At 61.7% G+C, this 13,809-nt stretch carries 12 protein-coding genes; 8 read left to right on the top strand and 4 right to left on the bottom strand.

What is annotated here, in order from left to right; all coding sequences use genetic code 11:
* Positions 1-161: 161 nt before the first annotated feature.
* Positions 162-770 (bottom strand): DedA family protein, encoded by a 609-nt coding sequence (locus tag I9018_RS31110; protein ID WP_068575985.1) that lies wholly within the window; start codon positions 768-770, stop codon positions 162-164.
* 208 nt (positions 771-978) lie between these two features.
* Here I9018_RS31110 and hemB point away from each other — a divergent pair, with 208 nt between their 5' ends.
* A complete protein-coding gene (gene hemB, locus I9018_RS31105; RefSeq protein ID WP_124347120.1) occupies positions 979-1,992 on the top strand; it encodes a porphobilinogen synthase in 1,014 nt (337 codons plus the stop codon).
* Between the two features lie 18 nt (positions 1,993-2,010).
* Positions 2,011-4,230 (top strand): polyphosphate kinase 1, encoded by a 2,220-nt coding sequence (gene ppk1, locus I9018_RS31100; protein ID WP_068575989.1) that lies wholly within the window; start codon positions 2,011-2,013, stop codon positions 4,228-4,230.
* Between the two features lie 73 nt (positions 4,231-4,303).
* Here ppk1 and ppx read toward each other — a convergent pair whose 3' ends face one another.
* A complete protein-coding gene (ppx, locus tag I9018_RS31095; RefSeq protein WP_068575991.1) occupies positions 4,304-5,806 on the bottom strand; it encodes an exopolyphosphatase in 1,503 nt (500 codons plus the stop codon).
* A 426-nt stretch (positions 5,807-6,232) separates the two neighbouring features.
* On the opposite strand from ppx, the gene trxA reads away from it, so the two are divergent.
* The 5 genes from trxA (at position 6,233) to I9018_RS31070 (ending at position 11,487) form a co-directional block, all read left to right on the top strand.
* Positions 6,233-6,562, top strand: coding sequence for a thioredoxin TrxA (gene trxA, locus I9018_RS31090; protein WP_003206727.1), 330 nt, complete (start codon positions 6,233-6,235; stop codon positions 6,560-6,562).
* Positions 6,563-6,808: 246 nt separating this feature from the next.
* Complete coding sequence (rho, locus tag I9018_RS31085) at positions 6,809-8,068, top strand: transcription termination factor Rho (RefSeq protein ID WP_022641764.1); 1,260 nt, start codon at positions 6,809-6,811, stop codon at positions 8,066-8,068.
* Positions 8,069-8,190: 122 nt separating this feature from the next.
* Entirely contained in the window at positions 8,191-9,657 is a 1,467-nt protein-coding gene (gene ubiD / locus I9018_RS31080) for a 4-hydroxy-3-polyprenylbenzoate decarboxylase (RefSeq protein WP_068575993.1), read from the top strand.
* Positions 9,657-10,625 (top strand): CDP-6-deoxy-delta-3,4-glucoseen reductase, encoded by a 969-nt coding sequence (locus tag I9018_RS31075; protein ID WP_241108281.1) that lies wholly within the window; start codon positions 9,657-9,659, stop codon positions 10,623-10,625. Before ubiD ends, I9018_RS31075 begins: the two co-directional genes overlap by 1 nt.
* A gap of 214 nt (positions 10,626-10,839) precedes the next feature.
* Positions 10,840-11,487: a gamma-glutamylcyclotransferase gene (locus I9018_RS31070; protein WP_068575997.1), complete on the top strand. Its 648-nt coding sequence runs from the start codon at positions 10,840-10,842 to the stop codon at positions 11,485-11,487.
* A 13-nt stretch (positions 11,488-11,500) separates the two neighbouring features.
* Here the strand turns inward: I9018_RS31070 and I9018_RS31065 are convergent, their stop codons facing one another.
* Both I9018_RS31065 and I9018_RS31060 read right to left on the bottom strand, forming a co-directional pair.
* Complete coding sequence (locus I9018_RS31065; protein ID WP_124348373.1) at positions 11,501-12,103, bottom strand: flagellar basal body-associated protein FliL; 603 nt, start codon at positions 12,101-12,103, stop codon at positions 11,501-11,503.
* Between the two features lie 118 nt (positions 12,104-12,221).
* Positions 12,222-13,199 (bottom strand): NADPH:quinone oxidoreductase family protein, encoded by a 978-nt coding sequence (locus I9018_RS31060; protein ID WP_241108280.1) that lies wholly within the window; start codon positions 13,197-13,199, stop codon positions 12,222-12,224.
* Positions 13,200-13,357: 158 nt separating this feature from the next.
* Here I9018_RS31060 and I9018_RS31055 point away from each other — a divergent pair, with 158 nt between their 5' ends.
* Positions 13,358-13,765 (top strand): flagellar basal body-associated protein FliL, encoded by a 408-nt coding sequence (locus I9018_RS31055; protein WP_068576001.1) that lies wholly within the window; start codon positions 13,358-13,360, stop codon positions 13,763-13,765.
* Positions 13,766-13,809 lie beyond the last annotated feature (44 nt).

The following is a 13,809-nucleotide window of genomic DNA, read 5'->3' as shown; positions in this document are numbered from 1 at the left end:
TTGTCACCTGTGGCCAGGAAGGGGTATCGAGACTGCAAGCCAGGAGTCTGCCGGGGGCATGGATTTGGAAAACGGTTGGGAGGGCGAGTTCAGCGCTCGAAGAGCGGTGGGGGTGACGGCAGGGCGGCGACCCAGTGGAAGTCGCCGCGCAGGGCAGGGGCTTACTCGGCGGGCTTTTTGTTCAGCTCGGCCTGCTCGGCTTCGTAGATCTGCTTGGCCAGGCGCGCATTCTTGAAGCGCCGCCGCAGCCACAGGCACAGGCCCACGACCAGCAACGCGCCCAGGACCCAGAGCTCGTACTTCTTGATGCTGCCGAGCATGCCTTCCATGACGGCGCCGAAGTGGAAGGCCGCTTGCGCCAGGGCTACGGCCCAGATGGCTGCGCCAATGCCGTTGAGCAGCAGGTAGCGGGCCGGCGGATAACCGGAAAGGCCGATGGCCACCGGCATCACGGTGCGCAGGCCGTAGACGAAGCGAAAGCTCAATACCCAGATGTCCGGGTGCTTGCGGATATGCTCCAGCGCCCGGTCACCCATCATCTGCCAGCGCGGTTTGCGCGCCAGCAACTTGCGGCCATGCTTGCGCCCCAGGAAGTACCACAGTTGGTCGCCGGCGTAGCTGCCAAAGAAGGCGACCACCATGACCAGGTTGATATCCATGTATCCACGGAACGCGAGAAACCCGGCGAGAACCAGAATGGTTTCGCCTTCGAAAAACGTACCGAGAAAGAGGGCGAAGTAGCCGAAATCCTGAAGAAATTGTTGGAGCATTGTCTGGATGCTGGCGAAATGAACGCGCAGCCTACCCCTTCGTCGACGTTGGGGAAAGTATCGAAATGTGTCTCGACGTGAACAATTCCCCTCAATGACAATGAGTGTTGCTGTCGGTCAACAGCTTGAGCAGAACTGTCATCTGTTCGTCATAATGCCTGCTTATAACTGTCACGCTCGCCCGTTAGCGCGGGCCATGGAGTCCGTCGTGAGCTTTGCCGCTGCCAATCGCCTGTTTCCCGCCACTCGCCTGCGCCGTAATCGCCGTGATGATTTTTCCCGACGTCTGGTGCGCGAGAACCGGTTGAGCGTGGACGACCTGATCCTGCCGGTGTTCGTGCTCGACGGCGAGAATCGTCGCGAGGCGGTGGCCTCGATGCCCGGGGTCGAGCGCCTGAGCATCGATTTGCTACTGGAGGCGGCGGTGCACTGGGTCGAGCTGGGGATTCCCGCCCTGGCACTGTTTCCGGTGACTCCTGGGCAACTCAAATCCCTGGATGCTGCCCAAGCCTGGAACCCGGATGGCATCGCCCAGCGCGCCACCCGGGCCTTGCGCGAGCGCTTCCCAGGTCTTGGGGTGATCACCGACGTCGCCCTGGACCCCTTCACGACCCATGGCCAGGACGGCATTCTCGACGATCAGGGCTATGTACAGAACGACATTACCGTCGATGCCCTGGTGCGCCAGGCGCTGTCCCATGCCGAAGCGGGGGCCCAGGTGGTGGCGCCATCGGACATGATGGACGGTCGTGTCCAGGCGATTCGCGAGGCCCTGGAGCTGGCGGGGCATGTCAATGTGCGGATCATGGCCTATTCGGCCAAGTACGCCAGTGCCTACTACGGGCCTTTTCGCGACGCAGTGGGCTCGGCGCTGAACCTGGGCAAGGCCGACAAGGCCTCCTACCAGATGGACCCGGCCAATGCCCAGGAAGCCCTGCATGAAGTCGCTGCGGACCTGGCGGAAGGGGCGGATATGGTCATGGTCAAGCCGGGCATGCCTTATCTGGACATCCTTTGGCGGGTCAGGGATGAATTCAAGGTGCCGACCTTTGTCTATCAGGTCAGCGGCGAATACGCCATGCACATGGCGGCGATCCAGAATGGATGGTTGGGTGAAGGGGTTATTCTCGAGTCCCTGACCGCTTTCAAACGTGCGGGTGCCGATGGCATCCTGACTTACTTTGCCGTTCGTGCTGCTCAATTGTTACGAGAGCAAAAATAGCCCTCCCAGGAACACGCGATGAATACTGAAGGACTCTCAGAAGTTGCCGTAAAAGAAGCTCAGCCAGTGGTCGAGCAAGTGGTCGAGACCCCGCCCGAGCTGGAGCCGGTACCTGCGGCCGTCCAGGCCGAAACGCAACCGGCACCGACCATCGTCATTCCCAACCTGGACGACAGCAGCCTGTACATCCATCGCGAGCTGTCGCAACTGCAATTCAACATCCGCGTGCTGGAGCAGGCGCTGGATGAGTCCTACCCGTTGCTGGAACGCCTGAAGTTCCTGCTGATCTTCTCCAGTAACCTGGACGAGTTCTTCGAGATCCGGGTCGCCGGCCTGAAGAAACAGATCACTTTCGCCCGTGAGCAGGCCGGGGCCGATGGCTTGCAGCCGCACCAGGCGTTGGCTCGCATCAGCGACCTGGTACACGGTCAGGTCGACCGCCAGTACGCGATCCTCAACGACATCCTGTTGCCGGAGCTGGAGAAGCACCAGATCCGCTTCATTCGTCGCCGTCACTGGACCGCCAAGCTCAAGACCTGGGTACGACGCTTTTTCCGTGACGAGATCGCCCCGATCATCACGCCCATCGGCCTGGACCCGACGCACCCGTTCCCGCTGCTGGTGAACAAGAGCCTGAACTTCATCGTCGAGCTGGAAGGTATCGATGCGTTCGGCCGTGACTCCGGCCTTGCGATCATCCCGGCTCCGCGCCTGCTGCCGCGGATCATCCGGGTGCCGGAGGAAGTCGGTGGCCCTGGCGACAACTATGTATTCCTGTCGTCGATGATCCATGCCCATGCCGATGACCTGTTCCAGGGCATGAAGGTAAAGGGCTGCTATCAGTTCCGCCTGACTCGAAACGCCGACCTGGCCGTGGACACCGAGGATGTCGAGGACCTGGCTCGTGCCCTGCGTGGCGAGCTGTTCTCCCGCCGCTATGGTGATGCGGTGCGCCTGGAAGTTGCCGACACTTGCCCCAAGCACCTGTCGGACTACCTGCTCAAGCAGTTCAACCTGCACGAGACCGAGCTGTACCAGGTCAATGGCCCGGTGAACCTCACGCGCCTGTTCAGCATCACCGGCCTGGACAGCCACCCGGAGCTCCAGCATCCGCCGTTCACCCCGCAGATTCCGAAGCTCTTGCAGAACAGCGAGAACATCTTCAGCGTCATCAGCAAGCAGGACATCCTGTTGTTGCACCCGTTCGAGTCCTTCACTCCGGTGGTCGACCTGCTGCGCCAGGCCGCCAAGGACCCCCATGTGCTGGCGGTGCGCCAGACGTTGTACCGCTCCGGGGCCAACTCGGAGATTGTCGACGCCCTGGTGGACGCGGCGCGCAACGGCAAGGAGGTCACCGCGGTGATCGAACTGCGTGCGCGCTTCGACGAAGAGTCCAACCTGCAGATGGCCAGCCGCCTGCAAGCGGCCGGTGCAGTGGTGATCTACGGCGTGGTGGGCTTCAAGACCCACGCCAAGATGATGCTGATCCTGCGGCGCGAGCAGGGCGAGATCGTGCGCTATGCGCACCTGGGTACGGGTAACTACCACGCAGCCAACGCTCGCCTGTATACCGACTACAGCCTGCTGACCTCCGATGACGCCCTGTGCGAGGACGTCGGCAAGCTGTTCAGCCAGTTGATCGGCATGGGCAAGACCTTGCGCATGAAGAAGCTCTTGCATGCGCCGTTCACCCTGAAGAAGGGCATGCTCGACATGATCGCCCGGGAGACCCAGTTCGCCCTGGACGGCAAGCCGGCGCACATCATCGCCAAGTTCAACTCGCTGACCGATCCGAAGATCATTCGCGCGCTGTACAAGGCCAGCCAGTCTGGCGTGCGCATCGACCTGGTGGTGCGTGGCATGTGCTGCCTGCGTCCGGGGATCGCGGGGGTGTCGCACAACATCCACGTACGGTCGATCATCGGACGCTTCCTGGAGCACACCCGGGTGTTCTACTTCCTCAATGGCGGCGAGGAGCAGATGTTCCTCTCCAGTGCCGACTGGATGGAGCGCAACCTCGACAAGCGAGTCGAGACCTGCTTCCCGGTGGAAGGCAAGAAGCTGATCCTGCGGGTCAAGAAGGAGCTGGAGAGCTATCTCACCGATAACACCCACAGTTGGAGCCTGCAGTCCGACGGTCGCTATATCCGTAACACGCCGACCGGCAACCAGAACCCACGCAGCGCCCAGGCCACCTTGCTGGAGCGTCTCGGTAGCCCGGTGTTGCCGGTGCGCTAGGTTCAGCCGGCGCCCATGAAAAAGGCCAGCCCGAGTGATCGGGCTGGCCTTTTTTGTTTGACCGGCAGCGGGCTCAGCTGACGTTGAGCACGATGCCAACCCGGGTCAGCCACTCGGCCTCGAGGGCGAAGTCCGCCTGGGTCAGCTGGTTTTCATCCAGCCAGTTGGCCGGGAACTTCACGTCCAGCTGGTCGCCGCTGGCGCTGAGCTTCACCTGGGGCATCTGCTGGGTGCCACGGATGTGGTGGAACAGGATGGCAAAGCGCAGCAACACGCAAAGGCGGATCAGCTTGATGCCGTCGTCGCCGAACTCGGCGAACTTCTCCTTGGGAATGTTGCGCCGGTGCCCGCGCACCAGCAGGGCCAGCATTTGCTGGTCTTCGCGGGAGAAACCGGCCAGGTCCGAGTGCTCGATCAAATAGGCGCCGTGCTTGTGGTAGTGGTAGTGGGCAATGTCCAGGCCGACTTCGTGCACCTTGGCGGCCCAACCCAGCAGTTCGCGCCAGATACCGTCCTCCAGGTCCCAGTCGGCCGCTACCTGGTCGAAGGAGCGCAGGGCCTTGCCTTCGACCCGCGAAGCCTGCTCCAGGTCCACGTGGTAGCGCTCCATCAGCGAGCCGAGGGTGCGCTCACGGACGTCTTCATGGTGATGGCGGCCCAGCAGGTCGTAGAGCACGCCTTCGCGCAGGGCGCCTTCGCAGTGATCCATGCGCTGCAATTCCAGGGCATCGAAGATCGCCTCGAGGATCGCCAGGCCAGCAGGGAAGATGGCCCGGCGGTCGGGCTTGATGCCTTCGAAATCGATCTTCTCGGCATCGCCGAGCTTGAACAGCTTGCGCTTGAGCCAGGCCAGGCCTTCGGCATTGACCTCGCCGCTGCCTTGGCCGCCGGCCTTGAGGGCCAGGCCGATGGCGCGAATGGTGCCGGAGGAGCCGATGGCTTCGTCCCAGGTCAGGCGGTGCAGCGCGTGCTCGATGCTCATGATTTCCAGGCGAGCGGCAGTATAGGCCTGGGCGTAGCGGGCCGGGGTGATCTTGCCGTCGCGGAAATAGCGCTGGGTGAAGCTCACGCAGCCCATCTGCAGGCTTTCGCGCAGCAGGGGCTCGAAACGTTGGCCAATGATGAACTCGGTGCTGCCACCGCCGATATCGGCCACCAGGCGCTTGCCCGGGGTGTCCGCGAGGGTATGGGAGACCCCGAGGTAGATCAGGCGGGCTTCTTCGCGACCGGAGATGACTTCCACCGGGTGGCCGAGGATTTCCTCGGCGCGGCGAATGAACTCGCCACGGTTGCGAGCCTCGCGCAGGGCGTTGGTACCAACGATGCGCACAGTGCCCTGGGGCATGCCGTTGATCAGTTGGGCGAAGCGCTTGAGGCAATCAAGCCCGCGCTGCATGGATTCTTCGTTGAGCTGGCGTTCTTCATTGATGCCGGCGGCCAACTGAACCTTTTCACCCAATCGCTCGAGAATGCGGATTTCACCGTTCCGGGCCTTGGCCACGACCATGTGAAAGCTGTTGGAGCCTAGATCGATCGCGGCGATCAAGGACAGATTCTTGGCTTGGGATTGGGGCATGGCAGGGGGTCTCGGTCGATAACCTCGTCATCCTGCCACGATCAACGGCTCGCGCCAACGCGCAGTGGCCAATGCGTTGATTCATCGCATGAAACCTTGCGCCAGCGTGCATTTCCAGATGCGCCATGAGGGTCTTGAGGATGCAGTGCTACCGCTCATCCGGCCGTGTTGCGCATCCAGGGCTGCGGGGGAGCGCGTAGATCGAGCCCAAAGGCGTGTGTAGCGGCCTCGGTGACATTAATAGGATGCGCGGCGCGACGTTGTCCCGGCTTTGCAGGTATCTGTGGGATTCTCGCTTTGCGCCGGCCTGAGCTATACCCAAACTCATGGGGCACTATAGTTAGAGTCAATCATCTGCGGCTTCCTGAACGAGGGAAGGGCAGATATGATGGGCCACGTTTTTTTGCTTACAACCTGGAGAATTCCATGAGCAGCGATCTCATCAAACACGTCAGCGACGCCAGCTTCGAGGCCGATGTACTCAAGGCTGAAGGCGCTGTACTGGTCGACTACTGGGCTGAGTGGTGCGGCCCATGCAAAATGATCGCTCCGGTTCTGGACGAAATTGCCGAGACCTACAAGGGCAAGCTCACCGTTGCCAAACTGAACATCGACGAAAACCAGGAAACCCCGGCCAAGCATGGCGTGCGTGGTATCCCGACCCTGATGCTGTTCAAGAACGGCAACGTTGAAGCCACCAAGGTCGGTGCGCTGTCGAAGTCGCAACTGGCGGCATTCCTCGACGCCAACATCTGAACCTCGGTTTCAGCGTGATCGAAAAGGCCCCGCAAAATGCGGGGCTTTTTCGTAATTGAGGGCTAGACGCTCCGAAACTCAGGTGTTACATTCGGCCCCGCACTGGTTTCTCCAGTGCCCCCTGCAAGCCGTCGCCGACGCTCTCCTTTTCGAATAAGTACGCGATCCTGTCGCCTTCTCCGCGGCGCGGCCTCATTAAGCCAAAAGCTTAATTTCCCCCTCTATAAATGATTACGTCATTCCTATATGAACCTGACTGAACTCAAGCAAAAGCCGATTACCGAACTGCTCGAATTGGCCGAACAGATGGGCATAGAAAATATGGCCCGTTCGCGCAAGCAGGACGTGATTTTCTCCCTGCTGAAAAAGCACGCGAAAAGCGGTGAGGAAATCTCCGGTGATGGCGTGCTGGAGATCCTCCAGGACGGCTTCGGCTTCCTTCGCTCCTCCGACGCCTCCTACCTGGCCGGCCCGGACGATATCTACGTGTCGCCAAGCCAGATCCGTCGCTTCAACTTGCGCACCGGTGACACCATCGTTGGCAAGATCCGCCCTCCGAAGGAAGGCGAGCGTTACTTCGCGCTGCTCAAGGTCGATACCATCAACTACGACCGTCCCGAGAACGCCAAGAACAAGATCCTGTTCGAGAACTTGACCCCGCTGTTCCCCAACGATCGCCTGAAGATGGAAGCCGGCAACGGTTCCACCGAAGACCTCACCGGTCGCGTCATCGACCTGTGTGCCCCGATCGGCAAGGGCCAGCGTGGCCTGATCGTCGCTCCGCCGAAAGCGGGTAAAACGATCATGCTGCAGAACATCGCGGCCAACATCACCCGCAACAACCCCGAGTGCCACCTGATCGTCCTGCTGATCGACGAGCGCCCGGAAGAAGTGACCGAAATGCAGCGCACCGTGCGTGGCGAAGTGGTCGCTTCCACCTTCGACGAGCCGCCAACCCGCCACGTGCAAGTGGCCGAGATGGTGATCGAGAAGGCCAAGCGCCTGGTCGAGCACAAGAAGGACGTAGTGATCCTGCTGGACTCCATCACCCGTCTGGCTCGCGCCTACAACACCGTGATCCCGAGCTCCGGCAAGGTCCTGACCGGTGGTGTCGATGCCCACGCCCTGGAGAAGCCGAAGCGCTTCTTCGGCGCCGCGCGGAACATCGAGGAAGGCGGCTCGCTGACCATCATCGCCACCGCGCTGGTCGAAACCGGCTCGAAGATGGACGAAGTGATCTACGAAGAGTTCAAGGGGACCGGCAACATGGAGCTGCCCCTGGACCGTCGTATCGCCGAGAAGCGCGTATTCCCGGCCATCAACATCAACAAGTCCGGTACCCGCCGCGAAGAGCTGCTGACTGCCGACGACGAGCTGCAGCGCATGTGGATCCTGCGCAAGCTGCTGCATCCGATGGATGAAGTCGCCGCTATCGAGTTCCTGGTCGACAAGCTGAAGCAGACCAAGACCAACGATGAATTCTTCCTGTCGATGAAGCGCAAGTAACATCCTCGGGTCGAGCAAAAGCCGGGGCAACCCGGCTTTTTGCTGTCTGCACTTTGGCCATTGCGACCTGAACGGCGCTACACTCTGCACCCCGACCGATACGGCCAACACGAGGCTCTTGCATGCAGTATCGCGATTTGCGCGACTTCATCCGCGGCCTGGAACAGCGCGGTGAACTCAAGCGCATCCAGGTTCCCATCTCTCCTGTCCTGGAAATGACCGAAGTCTGCGACCGCACCCTGCGCGCCAAGGGCCCGGCATTGCTGTTCGAAAAGCCCACGGGTTTCGATATCCCGGTACTGGGCAACCTGTTCGGCACCCCCGAGCGAGTGGCCATGGGCATGGGCGCCGAGTCCACCGACGAGCTGCGCGAGATCGGCAAGCTGCTGGCTTTCCTCAAGGAACCCGAGCCGCCCAAGGGGCTGAAGGACGCCTGGTCCAAGCTGCCGATCTTCAAGAAGGTCGTGTCGATGGCGCCGAAGGTGGTCAAGGACGCGGTGTGCCAGGAAGTGGTGGTCGAAGGCGACGACGTCGATCTTTCGCAGTTGCCGATCCAGCATTGCTGGCCAGGCGATGTGGCACCGCTGATCACCTGGGGCCTGACCGTGACCCGCGGCCCCAACAAGGATCGCCAGAACCTGGGGATCTATCGCCAGCAGGTCATCGGCCGCAACAAGGTCATCATGCGCTGGCTCAGCCACCGCGGTGGCGCACTGGATTACCGTGAGTGGTGCGAGAAGAATCCCGGCCAGCCGTTTCCGGTCGCCGTGGCCCTGGGCGCTGACCCGGCTACCATCCTCGGCGCCGTGACCCCAGTGCCCGACACCCTCTCCGAATACGCCTTCGCCGGCCTGCTGCGGGGCAATCGCACCGAGCTGGTGAAGTGCCGTGGCAATGACCTGCAGGTCCCGGCCACCGCCGAGATCATCCTCGAAGGCGTGATCCATCCGGGCGAGATGGCCCCGGAAGGCCCCTACGGCGACCACACCGGCTACTACAACGAAGTGGACAGCTTCCCGGTGTTCACCGTGGAGCGCATCACCCATCGCACCAAGCCGATCTACCACAGCACCTACACCGGCCGTCCGCCGGATGAGCCGGCGATCCTCGGCGTGGCGCTCAACGAAGTGTTCGTGCCGATCCTGCAGAAGCAATTCCCGGAGATCACCGACTTCTACCTGCCGCCCGAGGGCTGCTCGTACCGCATGGCGGTGGTGACCATGAAGAAGCAATACCCTGGCCACGCCAAGCGCGTAATGCTGGGCGTGTGGTCGTTCCTGCGACAGTTCATGTACACCAAGTTCGTTATCGTCACCGACGACGATATCAATGCCAGGGACTGGAACGATGTGATCTGGGCCATCACCACGCGCATGGACCCCAAGCGCGACACGGTGATGATCGACAACACCCCGATCGACTACCTCGACTTCGCCTCGCCGGTATCCGGCCTGGGTTCGAAAATGGGGCTCGACGCCACTCACAAGTGGCCCGGAGAAACCACCAGAGAGTGGGGCCGGGTCATCGTCAAGGATGAGGCGGTCACCCGCCGGATCGATGCCATCTGGAATCAGTTAGGAATAGATTGATGCGTGTAACCCTGCAGCCCTCCGGAGCAGTGCTCGAGACACTGCCCGGAGAGCGGATTCTCGATGCGGCGAGGCGCTTGGGCTATGACTGCCCGCAGAGCTGCCGCAACGGTAACTGCCATGTGTGTGCTGCCCTGCTGGTTGAGGGTAGCGTGCAGCAAGCCGGCGATGTGCATGATCACGGCGAGTTCTACACTTGCATTGCAGAGCCGCTGGAAGACTGCATCGTGCTGTGGGATGGCGTCCTTGCGCTGGGAGAGTTGCCGGTGCGCAGCTTGTCGTGTCAGCTGATTGAGTGCCTGGAGGTCGGCGGCGATGTCTGGCGGATTCGGTTGCGGGCGCCGGCCGGCAAGCCCCCTCGCTATCACGCAGGCCAGTACCTGATGCTGGAGCGGGAAAATGGCGAGAAATCGGCTTTCTCCCTGGCTTCGGCGCCTCACGACGGGCGCGATCTGGAGCTGCATGTCCTGGCTCGTGAAAACAGTGCGCAAAGCCTGATCGAGCAACTGCAACGCAACCGCATGGCGCGGGTGGAGCTGCCGTTTGGCGACACCCATTTGTCGGAGCTGCCCGATGGGCCGCTGGTACTGATCGCCGCGGGCACCGGCATGGCCCAGATGCACAGCCTGATCGAGCATTGCCGGGCCAAGGGCTTCAAGCATCCGGTGCACCTGTACTGGGGAGTACGCCGCCCTGAAGATTTCTACCAGTTGGAACACTGGGAACAATGGCAGCAGTTGCCCAACCTCTATCTGCACAAAGTGGTCAGCGACCTGTGTGGCTGGGAAGGGCGTTGCGGCATACTGCACGAGGCGGTTTGCGAGGACATCGCCGACCTCGCGTCGGTGCATGTCTACGCCAGCGGCTCGCCTGCGATGATCTATGCCACCCTCGATGCCCTGGTGAATGCAGGTATGGATGCCCACCAGATGCGTGCCGATGTATTTGCCTACGCCCCGCGTCCCTGAGTGCCACAAGGCGGCAACTGGCTTTATAACTCCTTATATAACTTATCGATATTTATGTAATTTAATGGATATCGGTAAGTTATATATCAGTCGTTAAAGTTAAGTCGTTCTAGTTACTTGTACTTGGCTTGTTTGAAAGTCATGTGTCTTGTCGTTACTGCCAGGCGTTCTACTAAGTAACTTCTTATACGCGGGGAGCCGAACGCTATTCGCCATGACAGCCCTTGAATCCGGTTATCTGAACCTGGCCTATCCTCCACGGCTCGATCTGGGGCCGCAGTTGACGCACGAGCAACTCCTAAGCTCCATGCAGTCCACCATGGCCCGGCACAAGGGTGGGCCGGTCTGGCTGTTCGCCTATGGTTCGTTGATCTGGCGCCCCGAGTGCTCGGCAGTCGAGCGCATCCGGGGGCGGGTGCATGGCTACCATCGTGGCCTTTACCTGTGGTCCCACGAGCACCGGGGCACGCCTGAGCTACCCGGCCTGGTGTTTGGCCTGGACCGTGGCGGCTCTTGCAGCGGATTCGCCTATCGCTTGCCCGAGGAGCGCCTGGAAGATTCCCTGTACGCCCTATGGCAACGGGAAATGCCGTTCCCTTCCTACCGACCCCATTGGCTCAATTGCCGCCTGGCCGATGGCAACCTGGTCCAGGCGCTGGGCTTCGTGTTGGAGCGACACCTGCCCAGCTACGCTGGCAACCTGCCGGATCATGTGCTCAACCAGGTGTTCGAGAGCGCTTGCGGGCGCTATGGCACCACTCGTGATTATGTCGAGCAGACGGTCCAGGCCCTGCGCAGCCATGCCATGCCGGATCGCAACCTGGAGGCGCGGCTCAAGCGCTGCCGGGCTGTAGGGGCCTGACAAGTCGGATCGCTCAGTTGCCATCTCCCGGCAGCAGATGCTCCTGCACCTTCTGGCTGCGGGACTCCATCAGTTGTCCCTTGTCATCGAAGCGCAGGACGATCAGCCAGTCGTAGACCGACCCCGGCCAGGACTGTTGTCCGGTGAGTTTTTCGCCGTCGCCGCCGAATGCCTTGATCAACTTGTAGATCTTGCCGTGGTGCCAGGCGATCAGGACCACCCGGGCCTGGTTGTCCTTGCCCAGGGATTTGGCCAGCTTGTCTACATCCCGGTCGTCGTAGGGTTGTTCGATGGGCAGGTTCAGGCGCTGTGAGAGAGGTGTCAGGGTCAGCCGTGGACGCGCGCTTTCCTTGCTGTCACGGGTGGCGATCAAGCGTTGTGGCAGCAACTGCTCGTCGGCAAGGCGCAGCGGATCGAAGTACTGTGCGTAGGCCTTGGCCCGTTCTTCGCCCCGGGGGCTCAGCCCGCTGCCCTGTTCGGGCTTTTCGGCGTGGCGCACGATCAGCACCGTCGTGTTCCTGAGCCCGGCGCTGTCGTGGGCGCAGGCCTGCAGGGCGCCGGCGAACAGCGGCAATGCCAAAAGTCCCATCACCAGTCTGTGCAATGTGCTCATCATCATTTGGCCTCTCCATGGGAAAGCCGCTGCGGATTCGCAGCGGCAGATCATCCGCATTGATTGAAGCCGATGAATCGTCGCAAGGCCAAGGGGCCGGAAAAGGCGCGCAGGCTTGGTTTCAGCGAACCTGTACTACCACCTTGCCCACAGCCTTGCGCTGGCCGAGATCGTCGATGGCCCGGGCCGCCTCGGCCAGGGGATAGACCTGGGACACCAGGGGCTTGAGCTTGCCTTCGGCGTGCCAGGCGAACAGTTGCTGGAAGTTCGCCGCATTGTCCTGGGGCTGGCGCTGGGCAAAGGAGCCCCAGAACACGCCCACTACCGCAGCGCCCTTGAGCAGGGCGAGGTTCACTGGTAGTTCGGGGATGCGCCCGCTGGCGAACCCCACCACCAGCAGGCGGCCGTTCCAGGCGATGGAGCGGATGGCCTGGTCGAACAGGTCGCCGCCCACCGGATCGTAGATCACATCGACGCCATTGCCGCCGGTCAGGCGCTTGATCTCGTCCTTGAGGCTGGCCTGGCTGTAGTTGATCAATTCGTCGGCACCGGCGGCCTTGGCCACCGCGAGTTTCTCGGCGCTGCTGGCGGCGGCGATCACCCGGGCCCCCATGGCCTTGCCGATCTCCACCGCTGCCAGGCCGACGCCACCCGAAGCGCCGAGTACCAGCAGGGTTTCGCCAGGCTGCAGGTTGCCCCGCTGCTTGAGGGCGTGCATCGAGGTGCCGTAGGTCATGCTGAAGGCCGCTGCGGTGTTGAAGTCCATGGCCTGTGGAATCGGCAGTACGTTGTAGCCCGGTACCGCCACCTGCTCGGCGAAACTGCCCCAGCCGGTCAGGGCCATCACCCGGTCGCCCACCTTGAGATGCCCGACTTTCTCGCCCACCGCGCTGACCACGCCGGCCGCCTCGCCACCTGGGGAGAAGGGAAATGGCGGTTTGAACTGGTACTTGCCCTCGATGATCAGGGTGTCCGGGAAGTTGACCCCAGCGGCATGTACATCCAGCAGGATCTCGTTCTTCTTCGGCTCTGGACTTGCAACCTCTTCCAGCTCCAGCGTTTCGGCGGGGCCGAAGGCTTTGCACAGCACGGCTTTCATCAGGGCTATTCCTTTGGGAGTGGTGGCCGATAAGTGTAGGAGTGTGAATCAGGCGGTCAACGAGCATGCCCGGCCCTGATAGCCAGCTATAAGCTTGTGCTTGGGCTCAGGCGGACGGGCCTTTATGCTAGGCCGCAAACCGGATTAAGGAGCGAATTGTGAAAGCGTGGATCATGTTGCTGCTGGCCCTCTCCCTGCCTGTGGCAGCGATGGCCGAAGAGGCTAAAGAAGGCGAAGCACCGAAAGTCAGCTACATCAGCCTGAACCCACCCTTCGTGGGCAACTATGGCCTGGATGGCGGTCCCAAGCTCAAGGTGTACAAGGCCGACGTAGCCCTGCGGGTGACCGGCGACCCTGCGGCCCAGGCCGTCAAGGCCAATGAGCCATTGATTCGCAACCAACTGGTGGCGCTGTTCGCCCAGCAGACCACCGAGACCATGAACAACGTCGAGGCCAAGGAAAAACTGCGCCAGGAAGCCCTCAAGCAGGTGCAGCAGGTGATGAGCGACGAGACCGGCAAGCCGGTGGTCGAGGACCTGCTGTTCAACAACCTGATCATCCAGTAACTCCCACCTCCCTTCGGCCAGCCACGGTGCCCTTGCGGGCCCGT

Source organism: Pseudomonas sp. MPFS (assembly GCF_022537035.1).
Taxonomy (GTDB): Bacteria; Pseudomonadota; Gammaproteobacteria; order Pseudomonadales; family Pseudomonadaceae; genus Aquipseudomonas; species Aquipseudomonas sessilinigenes.
The sequence above is the reverse complement of the archived record's forward strand: the minus strand, read 5'-3'. Positions and strand labels throughout refer to the sequence as shown.

Excerpts from the sequence above, each read along its gene's own strand:
- ppx (WP_068575991.1), bottom strand. The coding sequence starts at position 5,806 with ATGCCCCAATCCCAAGCCAAGAATCTGTCCTTGATCGCCGCGATCGAT.
- rho (WP_022641764.1), top strand. The coding sequence starts at position 6,809 with ATGAACCTGACTGAACTCAAGCAAAAGCCGATTACCGAACTGCTCGAA.
- I9018_RS31110 (WP_068575985.1), bottom strand. The coding sequence starts at position 770 with ATGCTCCAACAATTTCTTCAGGATTTCGGCTACTTCGCCCTCTTTCTC.
- I9018_RS31075 (WP_241108281.1), top strand. The coding sequence starts at position 9,657 with ATGCGTGTAACCCTGCAGCCCTCCGGAGCAGTGCTCGAGACACTGCCC.
- ppk1 (WP_068575989.1), top strand. The coding sequence starts at position 2,011 with ATGAATACTGAAGGACTCTCAGAAGTTGCCGTAAAAGAAGCTCAGCCA.
- I9018_RS31070 (WP_068575997.1), top strand. The coding sequence starts at position 10,840 with ATGACAGCCCTTGAATCCGGTTATCTGAACCTGGCCTATCCTCCACGG.
- I9018_RS31065 (WP_124348373.1), bottom strand. The coding sequence starts at position 12,103 with ATGATGAGCACATTGCACAGACTGGTGATGGGACTTTTGGCATTGCCG.
- ubiD (WP_068575993.1), top strand. The coding sequence starts at position 8,191 with ATGCAGTATCGCGATTTGCGCGACTTCATCCGCGGCCTGGAACAGCGC.
- I9018_RS31060 (WP_241108280.1), bottom strand. The coding sequence starts at position 13,199 with ATGAAAGCCGTGCTGTGCAAAGCCTTCGGCCCCGCCGAAACGCTGGAG.
- trxA (WP_003206727.1), top strand. The coding sequence starts at position 6,233 with ATGAGCAGCGATCTCATCAAACACGTCAGCGACGCCAGCTTCGAGGCC.